This window comes from Salinivibrio sp. IB574, assembly GCF_001996205.1.
GTDB lineage: Bacteria > Pseudomonadota > Gammaproteobacteria > Enterobacterales > Vibrionaceae > Salinivibrio > Salinivibrio proteolyticus.
In genome coordinates this window covers 1-18437 of the sequence record NZ_MUFN01000045.1, presented here as the reverse complement: position 1 = coordinate 18437, position 18437 = coordinate 1, and the positions used below count along the sequence as shown (strand labels likewise).

Here is an 18437-nt window from a genome sequence, read left to right as displayed (position 1 = left end):
AGTCTGCATAATGGAGATCGAGAGCGTTCAAACTCAGGTGGCGCGCTTTGCGCAAGTTTATCAGGCCCTCGGTAAAGACAACTTGGCATCGCTTGAAACGATTTACCACCCAGACATTGTGTTTATCGACCCAGCACACCGTATTGAAGGGCTCTCTGCGTTTCTAGCGTACTTTGCTTCCTTGTATCAAAACGTTACTAGCTGTCAGTTTGACATTCACCATACCACGGCGAGGGACAATGATGCTTTCGTGACGTGGACCATGACGTTTTCCCATCCGCGTGTACAACAAGGTAGACCGAGACAGGTGCATGGTTGCTCGCATTTGACGTTTACGGATGGGCGAATCAGTCGTCACCGCGACTATTTTGACATGGGCGAAATGATTTATGAGGCCTTGCCGTTGATGGGTCGACTACTCACTTACATAAAAGCGAGGTTAGGACAATGAAACAGGTTGTGATTACTGGCGCGACATCGGGGATTGGCGAGCAATTAGCGCGAGACTATGCACGCCAAGGGTGGCGCGTCATTGCGTGTGGCCGTAACCAAGACAAGCTAGATGCGATGCAGCGCGATCATGCTTCTCTCGAGCCGTTAGTGTTTGATGCCACAGACAGGGATCAAACCCACCAAGCGCTCGGTGCCTTATCAGCAAGCTCTGATTTGGTGATCCTAAATGCTGGTACCTGTGAATACATCGACTACGGAAAAATCGATGTACCCTTGTTTAAACGCGTATTCGATATCAACGTGTTTGGCGTCCTTAATTGTATCGAAGCCTTGCAGGCAAGCTTTGTGCCGGGTACCCATTTGGCGATCGTTGGTTCCTCGGCGAGTTACATGCCTTTACCTCGCGCAGAGGCATATGGCGCGTCTAAAGCTGCTATCAGCTATCTCGCCAATACGTTATCGGTTGATCTCGCCCATCAAGGGGTAACAGTGTCACTGATTTCGCCTGGGTTTGTTAAAACGCCACTAACAGATAAAAACGATTTCGCCATGCCGATGCGCGTGACTGTCGAGCAAGCGTCGGCGGCCATTCAAGCAGGGCTTGAGAAACGCAAAGCAGAAGTTCACTTTCCGCGTAAGTTTACCTATTTCCTGAAAATTATAGCCTTACTCCCTACATCATGGCTATGCGATCGACACGGGCTTTATCGTGTTTAACGATCGTACTTACCCGAATTATGAACGTTTACTGGAAGAAATCGGTGTAGGTCGACAGCCTTCTGAGATGAGTTTTAGTGTGCGTAACGATGAAAATGGTCTGGAATACAACGGACATAGCTTAGCGTCGCTGTTCGCGCAAAAACGTAATGTGGTGAATGTTCGGTTTTACCGTTTCTTAGCCGAGATTATGCGTTTTAACCGTTTGGCGCGTGAGGCTCATCAGCGCGGCCAAGTGTCAGATACATTGGCTATGCACACCTTAGGGGAGTTCCTTAACCAGCACGGGTTTAGCGACTATTTTTGTCAAAACTATATCTTACCGATGGGGGCGGCAATATGGTCCTCCACACTTTCAGATATGCGCGGATTTCCTCTGGCATTTTTCCTCCGTTTTTTCCAAAACCACGGCTTGCTGGATATTACGAATCGCCCGCAGTGGTACGTCATTCCGGGTGGCTCGCGTGAATATGTTAGAAAGCTCACCCCAGCGTTTGCTGAAAAGATCCAATTAAACACTCCAGTTAGGCAAGTAACACGTCACCAGCACGGCGTTGTGCTCACCACAGAGAGTGGCGAGTATCAGTTCGATCATGTCATTTTTGCTTGCCATAGCGATCAAGCCCTGTCGATGCTAGCCGATCCTTCAACAGCTGAACGTGAAGTGTTAGGCGCAATTCCGTATCAAGATAACGAGGTGGTGCTCCATACCGATACCTCATTACTTCCCACTCGCAAAGGGGCATGGGCGAGCTGGAACTATCATCTGTCCGTGTCAGAAGATATAGACACGCAACCTGCAGCTTTGACCTACAATATGAATATATTGCAGTCAATTCAGGCGCCTGAAACCTTCTGTGTCACGCTAAATCAAACGGATCGAATCGATCCGAGTAAGATTTTACGGCAGTTTGTGTATGCGCATCCGGTATTTAATACCGAAAGCGTCGCCGCGCAGCAACAGCGCCATCGAATTAATGGCCAGCAACGAAGCTGGTTCTGTGGCGCCTACTGGTACAACGGCTTCCATGAAGATGGTGTGCGCAGTGCGCTCGATGTAGTTGAGGAAATGAGTTAGTGAGTACAGTGGCAGAATCACTTCAAAGCGGGCTTTATGTCGGCCAGGTTCGACACCGACGCTTTACGCCGATCAAACACGCCTTTAACTATCCCGTGTTTATGCCGCTGATTGATTTGGATGAGCTAAGCACACTAGCGGCGCGTGTGCGCGGCTTTCGACTCGGGAAGTGGGGGTTCGCCGCCTTTCATCATGCCGACTATTTCGCGGGGGAGTCGGACACCAAAGCGGCTTGTCTCGATAAACTCTATGCGCTAACCGGTGAGCGCATTGCCGGCAAAGTCTACGCATTGTGCCAACTTCGCTATTTGGGCGTGTACTTTAGTCCCGTGAACCTTTATTACATCTATGACACAGATAATCAGTGGCGGTATGTATTGGCTGAGGTGAGCAATACCCCTTGGGAAGAAAAGCATTTTTATGCGATACCAGCGGGGAAGCGCTGGCAGCATGATAAAGCCTTTCATGTCTCGCCATTCAACCCGATTGAGCAACGGTATCACTGGCGACTCAAGCCGCTAGGTGAACGTGTGCATGTGCATTTAGAAGCGCACCGAGATGATCGAGAGTTTGATGCCACGTTAGGCATGAAGCGGCGTCCCTTTACCACGCAAACCCTCAATAAACTATTGATCCGAACCCCGATCGAGACAGTAAAAGTTCTCATTGGTATTTATTGGCAGGCGCTCAAATTATGGATAAAGGGCGCACCGTTTTATCCGCACCCAGGTGCGAAGAAGGAGTAATTATGTCTGCGACGGACGTTTCTCAAACTCAACGCACGCTGACACGCAAAGAGCATTATGCTAAGCAGTTGGTTTACACGTTACTGGCACATGTTAAAGATGCCTGTATTTCTTTGGTCGACGAGCAGGGGCAAACCTTACAATGTGGTGATCCACAAGCTAGTCTTCATGCCTCTGTGCTCGTCCACGATCCGCGCTTTTACACACGTATGTTGACCGGTGGAAGTATTGCCGCCGCTGAAGCTTACGTGGATGGTTGGTGGGAATCTCCCAATCTGACCGATGTGATCCGTGTCTTTGCTCGCAACCTACCTGCCATCGATCGCATTGAAAAACACACCGGTTGGTTGGTGAATCTTGGCAACAAGATGGCACACTGGCGAAACCGCAATGAAAAAGACACCGCACGTCGTAATATTTCCGCGCATTACGATTTGGGTAATGATCTCTACCGCCACTTTCTTGATGAGCAGATGCTCTATTCTAGCGCTATCTATACTGAGAACACCGTGGGCTTGGAAGCGGCACAAGTGGAGAAAATGGACCGCCTTTGTCGGCAACTCAAGCTCAAACCATCGGATCACTTAATTGAGATTGGGTCGGGCTGGGGAGCAATGGCGATCTACGCTGCCAAAGAGTATGGTTGCCGCGTCACCACTACGACGATTTCGGAAGAGCAGTTTGCTTGGGCAAAAGCTCGGATCGAACAAGCGGGCCTGCAAAACCAAATCACCTTGTTAAAAGAAGATTATCGCGATCTTGACGGTGAGTACGATAAGCTCGTTTCGATTGAAATGATCGAAGCGGTGGGTAAAGAGTATCTCGATACCTTTGTGAAAAAGTGTCAATCGTTACTCAAACCTGAGGGACTGATGGCCATTCAAGCCATCACTATTGCCGATCAGCGCTATGAACACTACAGCCGGAATGTGGACTTTATCCAAAAGCACATTTTTCCTGGTGGCTTCTTGCCATCAGTGAATGTATTGCTGGATCATTTTACCGCGCAAACCGATTTTGTGATGCGTGATTTAAAAGATATTGGTATCGATTACGCCAATACACTCGCCGACTGGCATCAGCGCTTTAACCAAAACGCAGATACGCTACAAACCTTTGGCTATGATGAACGCTTTGCGCGTTTGTGGCGATACTATTTCTGCTACTGCGAGGGGGGATTCCGCGAGCGCACCATCAGTGCTGTGCAGTTGCTGTTTAGTCGCCCTGCTTGGCGTGAGGCCTAACATCATGCGCTTTGTGGTGATCTCCCTGCTTTTTAACGTGTTTTGGTTCACGGCGGCGCTGGGGCAAAGTAGCACCCAGTGGTTGCTGGTCGCCATGCTTGCCGCGGCGATTTTCTATCAGCGCGACGTCCTTTGGGCGATCATCACCTTAACGCCGATAGGCCTTGTCGGTGATAACCTGTTAATCCATTTTGGCTGGCTTGCCACTGAACCTGCATCAGCGTGGATGCCGGTGTGGCTGGTTCTACTTTGGTGCGGGTTCTGCGCCTTCGTTTGGTTGTTGCGTGAGATTATTCTCGCCCATTCTTTGTGGACGATGAGTCTGATTGGCGCTTTGGGTGGCGCGAGCAGTTATGTTGCTGGAGAACGGCTTGGCGCGATTGTTTTTCCGCAACCTTGGCTCACCACAAGTCTCGTTCTAGTCGCAGTCTGGGCGGTGTACAGTGTGATCCTTATCCACCTCATACGTTGGCTGGTAGAAAAAACACAGCCAACGACGTTGGCCTCAGGAGGTGAGTGATGAAAGCTATTCTGCTCGTGGGCTGGCTTACCTTAATCCTCTCGTGGCCGAGTTCTGCCGAGACGGCATCTCCTACGATGGAGAATGCATGGCAATCTTGGCCTCAAGTTGGCAAGGCAACACTCACATGGGGCTGGTGGACGATTTATCGCTCCGAGTTGCGTGCGCCTGACGGAGAGTATCAACCACAACAGCCACATGCATTGGTGATTACCTATGCTCGAGATATCAGCGACAAACGGCTGATGGAAGCGACGGACGATCAGTGGCAGCACCTTGGGTTCTCTGTATCACAACGCGCAGTGTGGCTGGAAAAAATCTCGCCAGCTTGGAGCGATATCAAGGAGAACGATCGTCTCGCTTTTGTCCGTACTCAGACCGGCGGTACATTTTATTACCAACGCGCGGACCAAAACTGGCAGCCAACACTTAACCTGACCGATACGGCATTGGCCGACGCCTTCTTGGCCATTTGGTTATCAGAAAATACCGATTACCCCGATCACCGCAAAGCATTATTAGGAGATCCATCATGATTCTACCGACGAGGCAGATCCGGCAGCGTATTCAGTGGGCCTTGCTCGCCGTAGCGGCGCTTCTGTTGACGGCGTGTTCAGCGGACATTGAGGACTATAAAGCACGTACTCCTGCGTTTGACTTGTTTGAGTATTTTGAAGGACACATAAAAGCGTGGGGTATGGTGCAAGATTTTTCTGGTGAGCAACGCCGACGTTTTGAGGTAGATATCATTGGCACTGTGGATGGCGATACACTGACACTCGACGAGTCCTTTGTGTATGACGATGGCGAGACCCAAACGCGTGTTTGGACGATTACCCGCCACTCAGAAGGGACCTATTCAGGAACCGCCGGTGATATCGTGGGCACTGCGACAGGCGTTGTAGAAGGGAATGCGTTAAATTGGCGCTATGATTTGGTTGTGCCTGTTGGTGACAGCGAGTATCAGCTGCACTTTGACGACTGGATGTTCCGACAAGATTCAGACCATTTATTTAATGTCACCTCGATGCGCAAATGGGGGGTTGAAGTCGGGAAAGTGACGCTGTTTTTCCAACGTGTAAACAAGGAGGGCTAATTAGCCCATCCCTCTGGCTAAGCCGATCGCACGTTGCAAGATCCACCGAAGCAACTTAGGGATCGGCGCTTTCAATTCATTCTCGGTATAGGCGATGATCGCGAGCGCGGCATCGGGTTTGGCATAACGCTTGAGTGCCTTAGTAATGATGCGCCTGTCATTCATGTGAGGCTGTTGGCTTGTCATCCCAGCCATATCTCGGAACAAAGGCTCATAGCCGTTGTTATACAAGAAATGCTCAATGTCTTTATCCGGCAAGACGGTAAGCCTGACGCCCTCCGGCTGATTCTCAATCTGTCCGCGCGCTGTTGCGGCATACTTCTTCCCGGCCATATCACCATCGGCGACTAGGTGCCATTCAATCCCCAAGGCTTTGGCGGTTTTGATTAGTGGACGTAGACCGCTTTGTGCAAATTCAATTAAGTGGACGCCTTCGGCAGCGAGATCATAACCTTGCAAGCGAGCGAGCTCATTAAATAGCCAAATCTCCGTCTCGCCTTCAACCAACAGCCAGCAGCGCGCAAACAAGGCACTGGGGCGATGAAAACGGACATGAAAGGTAACGCGACGGCGTTCATCTTTACTTAACAGCTGCGTGGGCACTTGATGGCTGCGTGTTTCGGTCGGATGGCGTACCAATCTTCGGATATGGTCAAGTTGAACCCCCGCCAAAAGATCACCGCTATTAGTGGTCAGTATTTTTTGCATCGGCATCAATTGAATTAGGCGCCAAGCTTGATTCAATAAGGTGGGGTGCAGGCGACCTTCGGGATCCTCAAACACCATGATCGGTCGCGCATTGCGCTTAAGCTGCTTTGGCCCTCGCGCTCGCACAAATGCGCTTAATAATCCCATCAGGATAAGGTGGCTTTGATTGGAGGTATTGTTAGCCACCGCCTCTAAGGGATGCATTTGATTATGGGTAAACGCTAACGCTCCGGGGGCATGGATGGGGTAAGGGGGGCGATCGTGCTCTTGTACGGCAAAGTAATGATCCAGCAGTTGCCGCATCGCATGTAGCCCGCTCTTAATCTCTCCTTTATTAACGTGGCCGGGCATCATTAACAATCGGCGATAGGTATTGTCGAGCCGTTGCTCAAGGCGGGTATTGTCTTTAGTTACTGTTTGTCCGGGGACCCGCATGCGTCTTGCATCGCGTACCCGAACCACAGGGTGGATCTGCATGAGATGCTGTGCCAGCGCATCGCTCTCGATATCTTGAATGACATCGCCCTGACTGGATAGAAACTCGCGACGTACATGGACTTTGCTTTCTTCTGTGGTGGCGCTCAAGCGATAATCGAGAGTACGGCAACCCTCATGCTCGCCATTCCACACCGGCTTAAAGCGTCGATAGCGGCGTGCTTTGTGTTCGCCAGCAAAGCTTTCTTGCCAACGCAGTACGATTTGAAATTGTTGTTCAGGGGCAATCCCTAGGGTGTGGTCAACATGAAAGTCCGAGCGTTTGAAGCTAGGACGATCACCACTAGGATGCAAAGCGATTTCCAATGCGTCGAGCAGGGAAGATTTACCCCACGCGTTTTCACCGATTAGAACGGTGAGTTCATCAACTTGTAGTGACAGGCGCTTAATGCCACGAAAGCCTGCTATTTCAATCCGGTCTAGTCTCATCGTCACCTCTCATTTACTGTATGACAGTTCTTGTTGAAAGGAAATAAAGTAGAGCGCGGACGCTTATTACTGAACGCGGCCGATGAGATGATTGCCGATGCGGCGTCGCTAGCTCATGGGTGGGAGCTCGAAATTCGGCTTGCCTACGACGGTTTGTTTAAAAGTGCGTTCTTTTTCCCGCTCATTGAGCGTCTCGCCAATAAAAGCAGCACGCGTTTGAAACTGTCAGAAGAAATTCTTGCCGGGTGCTGGGAATCTCTCGCGCAAGATAGAGCAGATGTGCTGATTGCGCCGATCCCAGCGTCAGTTCCTCAAGGGATCAAGGTACAGCCTTTGGGCGAAATGAGTGCGTACTGGGTTGCCACGCCTGACCATCCCATTCATAAAGAAGCGCGACCTGTCGATCCAGATATTCGGGCTGGTTATCGGGGAGTCGCGGTTGCCGATACCGCACGCGGCATGCAGCCTATTACCTATAATGTCTTGGAAGATCAACCGCGTTTAACCGTTAGCTCGATGCATGATAAGTATCAAGCGATATTGGCAGGTCAGGGGATTGGTACTTTACCGTGGTTTTGGATTCAAGATGACTTGAAAGCGGGTCGCCTTAAGCTATTGAAGGGCAGCACACCTTTCGAGTTAAAGATGGGACTCGCGTGGAAGCGCAACCGTATGGGCAATGCGAAATCTTGGTTGGTGCGGCAAGTCCCTAAGCTGCTTGCGCCCTATTTGCAAGCCGGTGACATTCCGATTGATACGCCGTAGTCGGTTTATGCATCTTGGTTTTTATGTAGTGGCAGCAGCATATCCACCACGCCGTCTGCCATTTGCACATCAATACTAAAACCGCACTTTTGTGCTAATCCAATCATGCCTCGGTTCGCTGGCATCGTCATACCGGTAATGCGAGACAGGCCGGCCTGTTTGGCGTAATCGATGATCGCAGTCATCAAGATACTGCCAAGGCCAACGCCTTTTAAATCCGAGCGCACTAACACGGCGAACTCGGCTTCTGTATTTTCAGGATCGGCCAATAAACGGACCACTCCCCAGATTTCTTCTTGTCCAGAAGGGGAGGTATAGGTCGCTACTAGTGCCATTTCTCGGTCATAGTCAATCTGAGTGAGGTTGGCCAGGGCCTCATGGTTGAGTTCACCCACGTCAGAGAAGAATCGCCGATAAAGATCCTCCTCCGATACTTGCTCTACAAACGCTTTGTGGGTCGGCTCATCTTCGGGAAGAATCGGACGTAATAGCAATGTATCGCCATTTTTTAAGGTGACCTGCTGCTCGAGTTCTTTAGGATAGGGGCGTATCGCCAAACGTTGATGCTGACTACCGGCGTAATCACGCAGTTGTAGGGAGGCGTCTAATACAGTGAGCTCGTCGCCCGCGACTAATAGTGGGTGAATATCCAGTTCGTCAATTTCAGGGCAATCAATGATCATCTGTGACAGTGTCACTAAAAAGCGGCACAAGCTGGGCACATCAATGGAAACGGGGAAGCCGCGCTGTTTGATTTTGCCAGACTTGATCGCGCCAATTACCAAATAGCGTGCTAACGCCATATTGAGCGGAGGGATCGCCACCGCAGCGTCTTTGGTCACGTCCCAGTCCGAACCACCTTCACCCAATAAGATAATGGTGCCAAACACGGGATCATTCGTGATTGTCACTCTTAACTCTTGCGCACCGGCGCGGGGAGCCATGGATTGAATCAGTAAGCCTTGAATGCGTGCGTTTGGATACGTCATAGACACGCGGTCCAAAATAGCTTGTGAAGCATTGGCTACTTCAGCAGCTGTGCGCAAATTGAGCATCACGCCTTGTACATCCGATTTATGCTGGATATCCGGCGATCTCAGTTTCACTGCAACTGGATAGCCCACTTGCTCGGCAATTTGCGCCGCTTCGACCGGATCACTCGCCAGCCAGGTGGACATGACGTGCAAGCCATACGCTTCAAGAAGAGGGCGGACTTCATGTGTGGTGAGAGTGAGGTGCTCAATATCTTCGGCTTGATCGATAAAGGCGCGAACTGCCGGCAAGTCGTAGTCTGTTTGTCCGGTGGACGTGGGCGTTTCCATCAACTGCTTTTGGTTACGCCGGTACTCTACCAAATGCATGTAGGCGGTAACGGCGCTTTCTGGCGTACGATAGGTCGGGTAGCCAGCATGGGTAAATGCTAGTCGAGCAACGGTGGCGTCATCGCCTTCGCCTTGCCAGTTGGTGAGAATATTAAAACGCCGCGCGCGCGGATTTTCCTTGAGAGCAGCGATAATGGCTTTCGCGGTAGCCAGCCCCGGCGCCGTGACGGAGGGTGAATGCATGATAAGCAGTGCATCAGCATCATCACTCGCCAAGAGAATATCGATAGCAGCTTGGTATCGTTGTGTGTCCGCATCGCCCACGATATCGATCGGGTTGGTACGCGACCAACTTGCGGGTAATACCTGATTCAATGCTTCAATAGTTTTCTCACTAAGAGACGCCAATTTACCGCCCGAATCCATCAGTGTATCGACTGCCATGACAGCAGGGCCGCCGCCATTGGTAATAATGGCCAAACGCTCGCCACGTAAAGGAACGGAGTGTGACAAGGTTTCGACTGCGGCAAATAGCTCGTGAGTGTTATTTACGCGCAGCATCCCCGAGCGACGAATGGCTGCGTCATAGGCGGCATCGAGGCCCATGTTGGTATGGCTCAGTTGTTCCAAGGCCACCGAGCCACCGCGAGTGCGGCCACTTTTTAGCACCAAAATACGTCGGTTACGTGCCGCGGCACGAGCAGCGGAAATAAACCGTCTCGCATCACGGATTGAGTCGACATAGAGCAGAATGGCATCGGTCTTACTGTCACGACACAGATAATCCAATAACTCGGGAAAGTCGATGTCGCAGGCTTCGCCGAGTGAAATGAAGGTCGAGAAGCCGATTCGCTTATTTTTGGCCCAGTCTAAAATCGTGGTACAGACAGCGGCGGATTGAGAAATAAAGGCAATGTTTCCTTTATTAGCAGACACAGGTGCAAACGACGCATTCAAATTCAGCCAAGGCAGAATCATCCCCAGACTGTTTGGTCCAAGCACCCGCATGGTGTAGCGCGCCGCAATAGCCTGCATGCGCGAAAAGTGACTTTCGCCTTGCTCATTAAACTGCCCGCGCATGCCTGCCGCTAGCACGATCACTAACTTGACGCCACGTTCGCCCAGCTGTTCGATGAGGCTAAGATTGTACTCGCCACGGGTACACAGGATAGCTAAGTCAGGCACTAATGGCAGTGCTTCGATGGTTTTGTAGGCCAGTATTCCCGCTACCGCTTGATATTTCGGCGTGACGGGCATGATTGGGCCTTGAAATCCCCCCGATTGCAGGTTGCGAGTCACCACATACCCAGCGCGGTTAGCTCGGTCTGAGGCACCAACAACCGCGATTGATTTGGGCTTAAGTAACTGATCAATCCCTGACATAACGCTCCCCCTTTGCGTGGCATGATAAGCCGAGAAACAGGACAGATTGTCAGCCAGTGTATCTATTCATGCTTGAATTCAGCGGTTTTTTTTAACGCAATGTGATCTGTGCGGAGCAGAATTTATTCAACACGATACACTGAAAAACAGGCAGGGGTGGCCATCTGTGAGCTGCAGCAGAAACCTTACGCCGCCACCTAAGTTTTTATTGAATGGTTGTTAGGTCGGGGGCACAATGACACAAACTTGGATAACTGACAGAATTGTAATGAAAAAATTGGCCTTATTGGCTGTTGCCGCGCTCTTAACGGGATGCAGCGGTGGCGGCGTCACTACCGAAATTTATAGTCAGACCATTGAGTCGACCGATACCCGTGCGACCGAACAGCCAGAGATGGCGAAAGCGGAGACGATGCCACAAGCTCAGCCAAAGCCTGCGCCTAAAAAGCAAACGGTAAAACCCGCGAAACAAGGGCCGGGCTATACCATTCAGGTTGTGGCACTGAGTCACGATCGTGGATTTAGCGATTACGCTAAACGCTTACCCAGCGATCAGCCGCTTTGGAGCAATAAAAAAATGGTCGATGGTTTGCCTTGGTACACCTTACTTTATGGTGAATACCCAACCCGAGATGCAGCCAAGCAAGCGATTCAGGCGCTTCCACAAACAGTGCGCCAATATGGACCATTTGTTCGCTCCATTGCGGATATCAAACGGTCGTCCAACCCACAAATGGTGCGCGTTAACTAAGCGCGGCCCATTTGCTGAACAGGCCGGCGATTTGCCGGCTTTTTTGTGTGTGGTGGGTAACGCATAGTTGAGCGCCTGATGGGCTGCATTCACTTGTATAATTGACAAGCAATCGGCTATCAAAGCGGACATAAAAGCTGTTTGGATAATGAAAGCTAGCGAACAATTGTCTACTATGGCTTAAAAGTCAGCAAAATACGTGCATGGCACGTCTTGTGTTGATTTCGGCTCAGTACCTTGAGTCACAACTGGCAAAAATGCCGCGAGTGAAAGTCCATAAAGTGGAAATGACCGAACAAGGTTGGCATTTAGCGGATGGCATGCGCTGCCATTTGGATACCGATGGCATGCTGTGYAGCAAGGTAGAACACACCCAAATCCATTATGTGGTGCCTTGTATTCACGGCTTTCCCGGAGAGACAGGCGATATTCAATCATTGTTAGAAATCACAGGTTTGCCGTATCTCGGCTGCGGACCTGAAGCGAGCCGAGTGTGCTTCAATAAAATCACCTCCAAGCTATGGTTTGATGCCCTCGGGATTCCGAACACACCTTATGTATTTTTAACCGATCAAAGCCCAAGTAGCTTGACTCGGGCACGTACTTTTTATGACGAGCAAGGGGCCGTTTTTGTAAAAGCGGCAAGTCAGGGTTCCAGCGTGGGCTGCTACCGTGTGACGAAAGAAGATGAGCTAGACGCGCGAATTGCAGATGCGTTTACGTTTTCAGACCAAGTACTTATCGAGAAAGCGATTAAACCACGTGAGCTTGAAGTCGCTGCATTCCACATGGGAGAGGATGTGATTGTCACCCCTCCGGGCGAAATCAGCTGCCCTGAGGACACCTTCTACACCTACGAGGAAAAGTACAGCGACGGCAGTCACAGTAATACGCACATTGAAGCGGCAAACCTCACGGATGAACAAGTAGAAGCGATTCAGCAGTATGCGCGTCAAGCGTTTGTGCACCTACGCTTAAAAGATTTGTCTCGTATTGACTTCTTTTTGAGTGACGATAACCAAATCTTACTTAATGAAATCAATACTTTCCCAGGAATGACCCCGATTTCGATGTTCCCCAAATTGGTAGAACATCATGGTTATCCTTTCCACGAATACCTCGCCCAATGTATTAGCAAGGCAACAGGCAAACGGGTGATTTAGGCGCTACTCTGTAGGCTTTTTATGTCGGTAACGTGCTTTAGCTTGCTCACTGGCTTCGCGGTTGCCGACATATTGCGCCGGCATAGCCGGACTTTTCCAACGACCCAGATGTTGGATTTGCTTGATACTTAATCCCTGCTTTGCCAGCGCTTTACTGGCTCCCACGCGGGGTGATTGTCCAGAGAACACCACCGATTCCCCTAACACGTCACTGGCGCGGCGAAAAACGCGATAAATTGAAGAGGGGTCTAATGGCGTGTCGCCTAAGTGGCCATGCTTATTAATTCGTCGTAGTAGGGGGCCTTGATGGATCCCACTGTACTCGAGCCAAGTGGCGAGTGTCACTGCAGTTTGTTCAGATAGCACAACCCGTTGCTCTCCAATCATCACATAGGCTTTTTCGCCGTCATACAGAACATCTTCTGCGGCGAGAGCAGCGAGTTCACTGCGTTTGAGTAAGCCCTCGTAACACAATGACCAAATCAAAAGATCACGAATATCGCGTAGTCGCTTGCTTGATTGGAAATGCTCTCTAAGTGCTGACAGGTGTCTTTTTCTAAATGGTGCGGCTTCTTTTGCTTCTGGGAGTTTCGCGGCAAGTAACCGCGCCATGGCATATTTCACTTCGCGATGCTTACTCGGATCTCGCTGACGGTGTAAGCGATGTACCAAGCCTACAGTGACAATAATTCGGCGAATCGCCGATACTTTTCGCTGCTGGGAGGTGAGTTCCGCAAATCGACGCAGCGTTGTCACTGCGCAGGGTAACGCCGTGACATGTTGGCTTTGACAAAAAGAAACGAAAACTTGCCAGTCATTTCGATAGCTCAGTAGTGAGTTTCGACTATACCGAGATTCTGTCACGCTATCCCAATCTTCAATGGAGAGTGTGCCCTGATTAAATCTTTGAATGCTCGCACTTAAGTTATTGTTATCAATGGGATTGATCTTTTTCATAATGCACTATAACTTTAATTATATGGATCTATATTATCATCAACCACAGAGTGAAACTTGAAACATATCGCACTTTATATACTCACCTGTCTGTCAAGGTCTGAAAATGAGTGAAAATCCTCGAACTCAACGTGATAATAGTCTAAAAATTTAGTAGGTTCGTAACTCATAATAGGTAGATTACTGTTGTGGGAGCGGCATCAGGAGGAAACTATGACCCAACGCCTTTTTCACCGTGGTTACACCATTGAGAAAGTAGAAGGCTCTGGTGATATCCAAGAGGTGTATCGTGCGCGGCTAGGCGGTAAAGTTGTGTCTGGCAGCTTAACTGGCGTCAAAAAGTCGATTGAGTGGTGGGTCGATACCAGCATGTTGACTGATCCTGCCGAGTTTGATGCGCTTGCTCGTAAACAAACCCGCCAAGTTGAAGAGTACAAAGGGTTTCGCCTGATGAATGACGATCCCGAGAAAGACGAAAAGGGCTGGTACATGATGGTTCGGGGAAATCTGATGAAAGGAACCTTACCCGCCCTCAAACTTTATATTGATCGCAACGGCGAAAAACTGCGCGCCTAATACACTCAATGTATACCAACCAATAAGATAAGCGGCTTTATCTGCAAAGCCGCTTTTTGTTTTGGTATAGTCTCACCAAGGTTTTCACATTACGTATACACCATGTCTGACAACAACCGATTAGTTTATTCTACCGAAACCGGCCGCATCAAAGAGGCACCGGAAAAGCCAGTTCGCCCAAAGGGAGATGGCATCGTTCGTATTCAGCGCCAAACAAAAGGGCGCAAAGGGAAGGGCGTTAGCTTAGTAACAGGGCTGGACCTTGAAGACGCGGCATTAAAACTACTCGCCGCCGAGCTTAAAAAGGTATGCGGCTGTGGTGGCGCGATTAAAGACGGCGTTATCGAGATCCAGGGGGATAAACGCGATCAAATCAAAGCCCACCTTGAGAAAAAAGGCCACACCGTCAAACTCGCCGGTGGATAAAAAACGGGCAGCGTATGCTGCCCATTGTCAGTGATTTGTCGTACAGCATGCTGACTAAGGATTACTCTCCGGATCAATCAACACGTCAAAGCGCTCATTACCGTGAAGTGATTCAAAATCAGCTTCCTCACGAGCCGCCTCACGCAGCGAAGCACTTTCCGCGACTGCGACTTCCAAGTCAGAGATCGCTTGCTCTTCCGCACCAAGACGCGCATAAGCACAAGCACGCTGGAAGAGGGCGTTAGCATTTTTGTCATCCACCTCTAAAACACGATTACTAATACTCAACGCCCAGTGGTATTCACCCATTTCCATCGCGGCATCCGCTTTATGAGTAAGGGCTTCTAGATCACCAGGGCGAATTTTTAAAATCTCATTGTAGATTTCCATCCGTTGTTCTGGCGTTTGTGAATGCTGTGCGCGTAACCAAAGGTTATGGATCTCATTAATCCGTTCAATTTCTTTGTTATTCTCGGCGATGATACGTGTTTTACGTTTCAAATCGCGCTCTAGCGCTTGGAACTTTCGCTCATATTGTTCAGCAATTTCCGATAACTGTTGATCAGCGAGTTCTTTGGTATTGTTCTTGATATCACGCAGCGATTGCCAACCAACTAGGGCGATCAATGATGCTGCGCCCGCAATCAAATAGAAAAAGTAGGTGACAGTGACATTGGCATAGTTAAGTGATTTGTCCGCCACGTCTAATTCACGGTCGGTAATCTCAACCACCATACGCTTTTCAAGGGCTTGGAAGTCTGTTCTGAGATTACGAATCTCATCCATAACATAGCGTTCCATCAATGGCTTGTCATAAATACTTTGTTCCGCATACGACTTAGGTTGTGCGGGGGCTTGTTTGGCTTCGCCTTCATCCTCGGCAGACACACTGAAGCTGGTCAATGCGACTAATAGCCAAGCCACTATTTGAGCTCTCATTTTTTCCCTTATTTAACGGTTCGCGTACAAACTAGCAAAACTGTAGCAAACCTTGCAGCACCTAAAAAGGTCAACAGGCGGAAACTGCTGAGATAACACTAAATATCCCCATAAAAGATGATCATTTAGCTTATCACAGCGAGATTGAAGCACCTTAGGTCAAGCGGAGCATTTGAACTGAGTGGATTAAAGAAAGTGGTGATTAGCTATTTTATGGTAAATATACAATTACGTTGAATAGTCGCGTAAACACAGTGAAGGGGACAAAACGTATCGACGAGGAATGCAGGCGCTTGTCTTATTGATGCCAATCTTGATCTGACGGATATGTCATTTAACATAAGACACATAATGCGCACTTGGTATCACTAGTTTTGACAATCAATACCAGATACTTGCCGTAACCTAGCCAAATGATACGTATAAGAGTCGTCATAGAGACGCACATCAGGAATACAAATCTGGCGAATGTAGCTCTTATCAATCTCAAACTTGCGAGCTATAGAGTAATAAGACAATCCCTCATCTCGTAACGCACGAATCATATCAATATCTTCTTGTGGATATTTTGCCTTCGGCGAGTCTATGCCAGCTTTCAACAAACAAACGCCTAACCTCATAGCTCGCTGAGCAACGGAAGCCCGAGAACGACCAAGCTTTCGAGCTATTTGGTAAGATGTGAGTATAAAAGCATTACATCTAATAAAGTTATCTTCTTCTTCCGTATAGTGCTTCGTAAAATGCTTAAGCGCGAGCTTCTTGCGCTTGTCTACAACAGAAAAATACGTTCTTCCCAAATCTTTCGCTATTTGCTTAAGCGATATAATCCCATAATTATCAACAAGGTAGCAAATCTCTTCATCTGTGTACGGTCTATGGCCTGACGAAAGACATCCACGCCGACCGCGTTCAACACGCTGCTCATGCGTGAGGCTATAACATTGAAAATCATCACTCATACTAAGCCCCTATAACATCATTATCACGACAGAAGCTCAAAGCGGCATCATATATGTCATCAACATGAATGCGGAGGAAAGGAAAAACGGCTCTACTATCGAGATAAATAAGCAAATACACATCTTCACCGCGTTTAACGAACGAAGCTAGCTGCGTCGGCCTGCTATAGGCAAGTAAATCTTGTATGCTGAGAGAGTCCCTAAGTATTGTCGCTTCTCCGATGCTAGTACCCGCGCATGTGAAAGAACGGTATAAAGTCCTGCTGCATAATGTGGCTGCCCTTCTTCAATCTGTAACTTCATCTCTACCGGAAACTTGCCGCCCAAGTGCGCGTAAGCAATCTGCTCTCGTATCTCTCTGGCTGGACGATCGTCTTTAGCTGGAATATTGCGCGTTAGAATGCGTTCATCTTCTTCAAAGATCTCAATTTTTAACATGGTGTYCCTCATGATGCGTATGCATGGAATGGTAAAACGTTGGTAGTCGCCACTCTGGGCAGCTGGTACCAACTGGGAATAGAAAGGGGTTTTACTTCAATAACTTCTGAGCGCTTCAATGTTGGGCACATGCGRCTAACATCAAATGGTCGGGAAATATCAATACCTATCAACTTGAGACGTGCCTTATGCTCGTAGAACTGGCTAGCTTTAAGAATGTCGCGCAAGTCCGTGCCATGCTGCCACATAGTGAAATAACTCATAGTAGTGTTAGCCTGGCGTAGAGTGTTAACCGCTCCAGAGTCTAATAGTTGGTGTGCAATAGACTGATGCTCGTCATGTGTGGCGTGTAGTGTCTTCATAGCGTTCTCGACGTCTTGTAATGACTGACGATGCTTAAGCTTGGTGTTCTTGGTAAATGGTGGTAGCCCATACTGCGCCAATACATGGTTATAAATGGCGACACAATCATCTAGTTGAGTAAGTCCAAATAGATTATCCATGCGTTGCCAACGTGACGGGTTCCCCTCCACACGGACTCGGTTGCCGTTACAACGAATCGTTAGCTTAGTGCTGTAAGARCCTTCTAAAACCTTCTGATTAACACTGGGAGGTAAATGCTCGCCCGTCTCCATATCAACACGTTCAATCACATGCGTRCCGACAAGAGGCAACCCTCCATCTGGGTAATCTTGTTGCATGAATAGCTGGTCGATAAAGAACATTGCATTAATGTATGTATGTTTATTTAAATGCAAAATACACCTTTTAATACATGCATACAACTATATGTTCAAATATGTGATACATACATACTAGAATGCACTGTCACACACGATGATATTAATCAGAGTATTTTTAAAGGCTAAACATGACCAAGAAATACACCTCGCTGCGAGTCAGCGAAGAAACCAAACTCAAGCTAGAGCGAGCAGCAATAGAAGTAAGCTACGCAACAGGCAAACAAGTAAAATGGACCGAAGTAGCAAACTACCTATTCGATCAGTATCTAACGGAAGCAAAAAAAGACCTGAAAGAGAGCGTGAGTAAGTAAAAAAGTCCGGAATTCCGGAGTTAGTTCGGGTGTAACAGGAACCCGAACCTATAGCACAGCTCCCGCGGGCGGCGCTTCGCTTCCTCCGCCCCCGTGATCTGCTTTGCCCATCTCTAATGAAAGGTAGTGGTCAGGTAGGAGAAAAAACCCTAACGCCGGCACTAGCTGAAAACTCGCTATGGCCTCGCAGGATGGTGGGGGTATGGGGGAATTATCGA

General features: G+C 49.0%; 20 protein-coding genes and 1 pseudogene. 14 read left to right on the top strand and 7 right to left on the bottom strand.

What is annotated here, in order from left to right; genetic code table 11:
* The first annotated feature begins 10 nt into the window (after nucleotides 1-10).
* From BZJ17_RS15930 to BZJ17_RS15895, 8 genes and pseudogenes are all read left to right on the top strand, one after another.
* Nucleotides 11-451 (top strand): nuclear transport factor 2 family protein, encoded by a 441-nt coding sequence (locus BZJ17_RS15930; protein ID WP_077641400.1) that lies wholly within the window; start codon nucleotides 11-13, stop codon nucleotides 449-451.
* Nucleotides 448-1170 (top strand): SDR family NAD(P)-dependent oxidoreductase, encoded by a 723-nt coding sequence (locus BZJ17_RS15925; protein WP_077641399.1) that lies wholly within the window; start codon nucleotides 448-450, stop codon nucleotides 1168-1170. Before BZJ17_RS15930 ends, BZJ17_RS15925 begins: the two co-directional genes overlap by 4 nt.
* Nucleotides 1139-2248 (top strand): annotated as a pseudogene (locus tag BZJ17_RS15920) (FAD-dependent oxidoreductase); the annotation flags it as partial. The gene BZJ17_RS15925 and the pseudogene BZJ17_RS15920, both read left to right, overlap by 32 nt.
* 8 nt (nucleotides 2249-2256) lie before the next feature.
* Complete coding sequence (locus BZJ17_RS15915; protein WP_077641402.1) at nucleotides 2257-2994, top strand: DUF1365 family protein; 738 nt, start codon at nucleotides 2257-2259, stop codon at nucleotides 2992-2994.
* Nucleotides 2995-2996: 2 nt separating this feature from the next.
* Entirely contained in the window at nucleotides 2997-4238 is a 1242-nt protein-coding gene (locus tag BZJ17_RS15910; protein ID WP_077641397.1) for a cyclopropane-fatty-acyl-phospholipid synthase family protein, read from the top strand.
* A 4-nt stretch (nucleotides 4239-4242) separates the two neighbouring features.
* A complete protein-coding gene (locus BZJ17_RS15905) occupies nucleotides 4243-4758 on the top strand; it encodes a DUF2878 domain-containing protein (RefSeq protein ID WP_157893205.1) in 516 nt (171 codons plus the stop codon).
* A complete protein-coding gene (locus BZJ17_RS15900; RefSeq protein ID WP_077641395.1) occupies nucleotides 4758-5294 on the top strand; it encodes a hypothetical protein in 537 nt (178 codons plus the stop codon). The genes BZJ17_RS15905 and BZJ17_RS15900 overlap by 1 nt, the downstream gene beginning before the upstream one ends.
* The gene (locus BZJ17_RS15895) at nucleotides 5291-5854 is read left to right on the top strand and encodes a DUF3833 domain-containing protein (RefSeq protein ID WP_077641394.1); all 564 of its coding nucleotides are present in this window, start codon (nucleotides 5291-5293) and stop codon (nucleotides 5852-5854) included. The genes BZJ17_RS15900 and BZJ17_RS15895 overlap by 4 nt, the downstream gene beginning before the upstream one ends.
* Here the strand turns inward: BZJ17_RS15895 and BZJ17_RS15890 are convergent, their stop codons facing one another.
* Nucleotides 5855-7486 carry a DUF2813 domain-containing protein gene (locus BZJ17_RS15890; RefSeq protein ID WP_077641393.1) on the bottom strand — a complete coding sequence of 544 codons (1632 nt, stop codon included), beginning with the start codon at nucleotides 7484-7486 and terminating at the stop codon, nucleotides 5855-5857.
* Nucleotides 7487-7516: 30 nt separating this feature from the next.
* Between BZJ17_RS15890 and BZJ17_RS15885 the strand changes: the two genes are divergently transcribed.
* Nucleotides 7517-8251: a LysR substrate-binding domain-containing protein gene (locus BZJ17_RS15885; protein WP_077641392.1), complete on the top strand. Its 735-nt coding sequence runs from the start codon at nucleotides 7517-7519 to the stop codon at nucleotides 8249-8251.
* Between the two features lie 5 nt (nucleotides 8252-8256).
* Here the strand turns inward: BZJ17_RS15885 and BZJ17_RS15880 are convergent, their stop codons facing one another.
* Nucleotides 8257-10956 carry a bifunctional acetate--CoA ligase family protein/GNAT family N-acetyltransferase gene (locus BZJ17_RS15880; protein WP_077641391.1) on the bottom strand — a complete coding sequence of 900 codons (2700 nt, stop codon included), beginning with the start codon at nucleotides 10954-10956 and terminating at the stop codon, nucleotides 8257-8259.
* A 268-nt stretch (nucleotides 10957-11224) separates the two neighbouring features.
* Here BZJ17_RS15880 and BZJ17_RS15875 point away from each other — a divergent pair, with 268 nt between their 5' ends.
* Complete coding sequence (locus BZJ17_RS15875) at nucleotides 11225-11707, top strand: SPOR domain-containing protein (RefSeq protein ID WP_077641390.1); 483 nt, start codon at nucleotides 11225-11227, stop codon at nucleotides 11705-11707.
* A 203-nt stretch (nucleotides 11708-11910) separates the two neighbouring features.
* Entirely contained in the window at nucleotides 11911-12870 is a 960-nt protein-coding gene (locus tag BZJ17_RS15870) for a D-alanine--D-alanine ligase (protein ID WP_077641389.1), read from the top strand.
* Between the two features lie 3 nt (nucleotides 12871-12873).
* Here BZJ17_RS15870 and BZJ17_RS15865 read toward each other — a convergent pair whose 3' ends face one another.
* Nucleotides 12874-13827, bottom strand: a complete 954-nt coding sequence (locus tag BZJ17_RS15865; RefSeq protein WP_077641388.1) for a tyrosine-type recombinase/integrase — start codon at nucleotides 13825-13827, stop codon at nucleotides 12874-12876.
* 213 nt (nucleotides 13828-14040) lie between these two features.
* Here BZJ17_RS15865 and BZJ17_RS15860 point away from each other — a divergent pair, with 213 nt between their 5' ends.
* Both BZJ17_RS15860 and yciH read left to right on the top strand, forming a co-directional pair.
* Nucleotides 14041-14403 carry a DUF3319 domain-containing protein gene (locus tag BZJ17_RS15860; protein WP_077641387.1) on the top strand — a complete coding sequence of 121 codons (363 nt, stop codon included), beginning with the start codon at nucleotides 14041-14043 and terminating at the stop codon, nucleotides 14401-14403.
* Nucleotides 14404-14505: 102 nt separating this feature from the next.
* Nucleotides 14506-14829: a stress response translation initiation inhibitor YciH gene (gene yciH, locus BZJ17_RS15855; RefSeq protein ID WP_069586466.1), complete on the top strand. Its 324-nt coding sequence runs from the start codon at nucleotides 14506-14508 to the stop codon at nucleotides 14827-14829.
* Nucleotides 14830-14883: 54 nt separating this feature from the next.
* On the opposite strand, the gene BZJ17_RS15850 is transcribed toward yciH, so the two are convergent.
* The 4 genes from BZJ17_RS15850 to BZJ17_RS15835 form a co-directional block, all read right to left on the bottom strand.
* Nucleotides 14884-15768 carry an alkyl sulfatase dimerization domain-containing protein gene (locus BZJ17_RS15850; protein ID WP_077457438.1) on the bottom strand — a complete coding sequence of 295 codons (885 nt, stop codon included), beginning with the start codon at nucleotides 15766-15768 and terminating at the stop codon, nucleotides 14884-14886.
* Nucleotides 15769-16136: 368 nt separating this feature from the next.
* Complete coding sequence (locus tag BZJ17_RS15845; RefSeq protein ID WP_077641386.1) at nucleotides 16137-16727, bottom strand: hypothetical protein; 591 nt, start codon at nucleotides 16725-16727, stop codon at nucleotides 16137-16139.
* Between the two features lie 147 nt (nucleotides 16728-16874).
* Nucleotides 16875-17165, bottom strand: a complete 291-nt coding sequence (locus tag BZJ17_RS15840) for a single-stranded DNA-binding protein (protein WP_077641385.1) — start codon at nucleotides 17163-17165, stop codon at nucleotides 16875-16877.
* 8 nt (nucleotides 17166-17173) lie between these two features.
* Entirely contained in the window at nucleotides 17174-17890 is a 717-nt protein-coding gene (locus BZJ17_RS15835; protein ID WP_077641401.1) for a phage/plasmid replication protein, read from the bottom strand.
* 146 nt (nucleotides 17891-18036) lie between these two features.
* Between BZJ17_RS15835 and BZJ17_RS15830 the strand changes: the two genes are divergently transcribed.
* The gene (locus tag BZJ17_RS15830; protein WP_077641384.1) at nucleotides 18037-18219 is read left to right on the top strand and encodes a hypothetical protein; all 183 of its coding nucleotides are present in this window, start codon (nucleotides 18037-18039) and stop codon (nucleotides 18217-18219) included.
* Nucleotides 18220-18437: the final 218 nt, after the last annotated feature.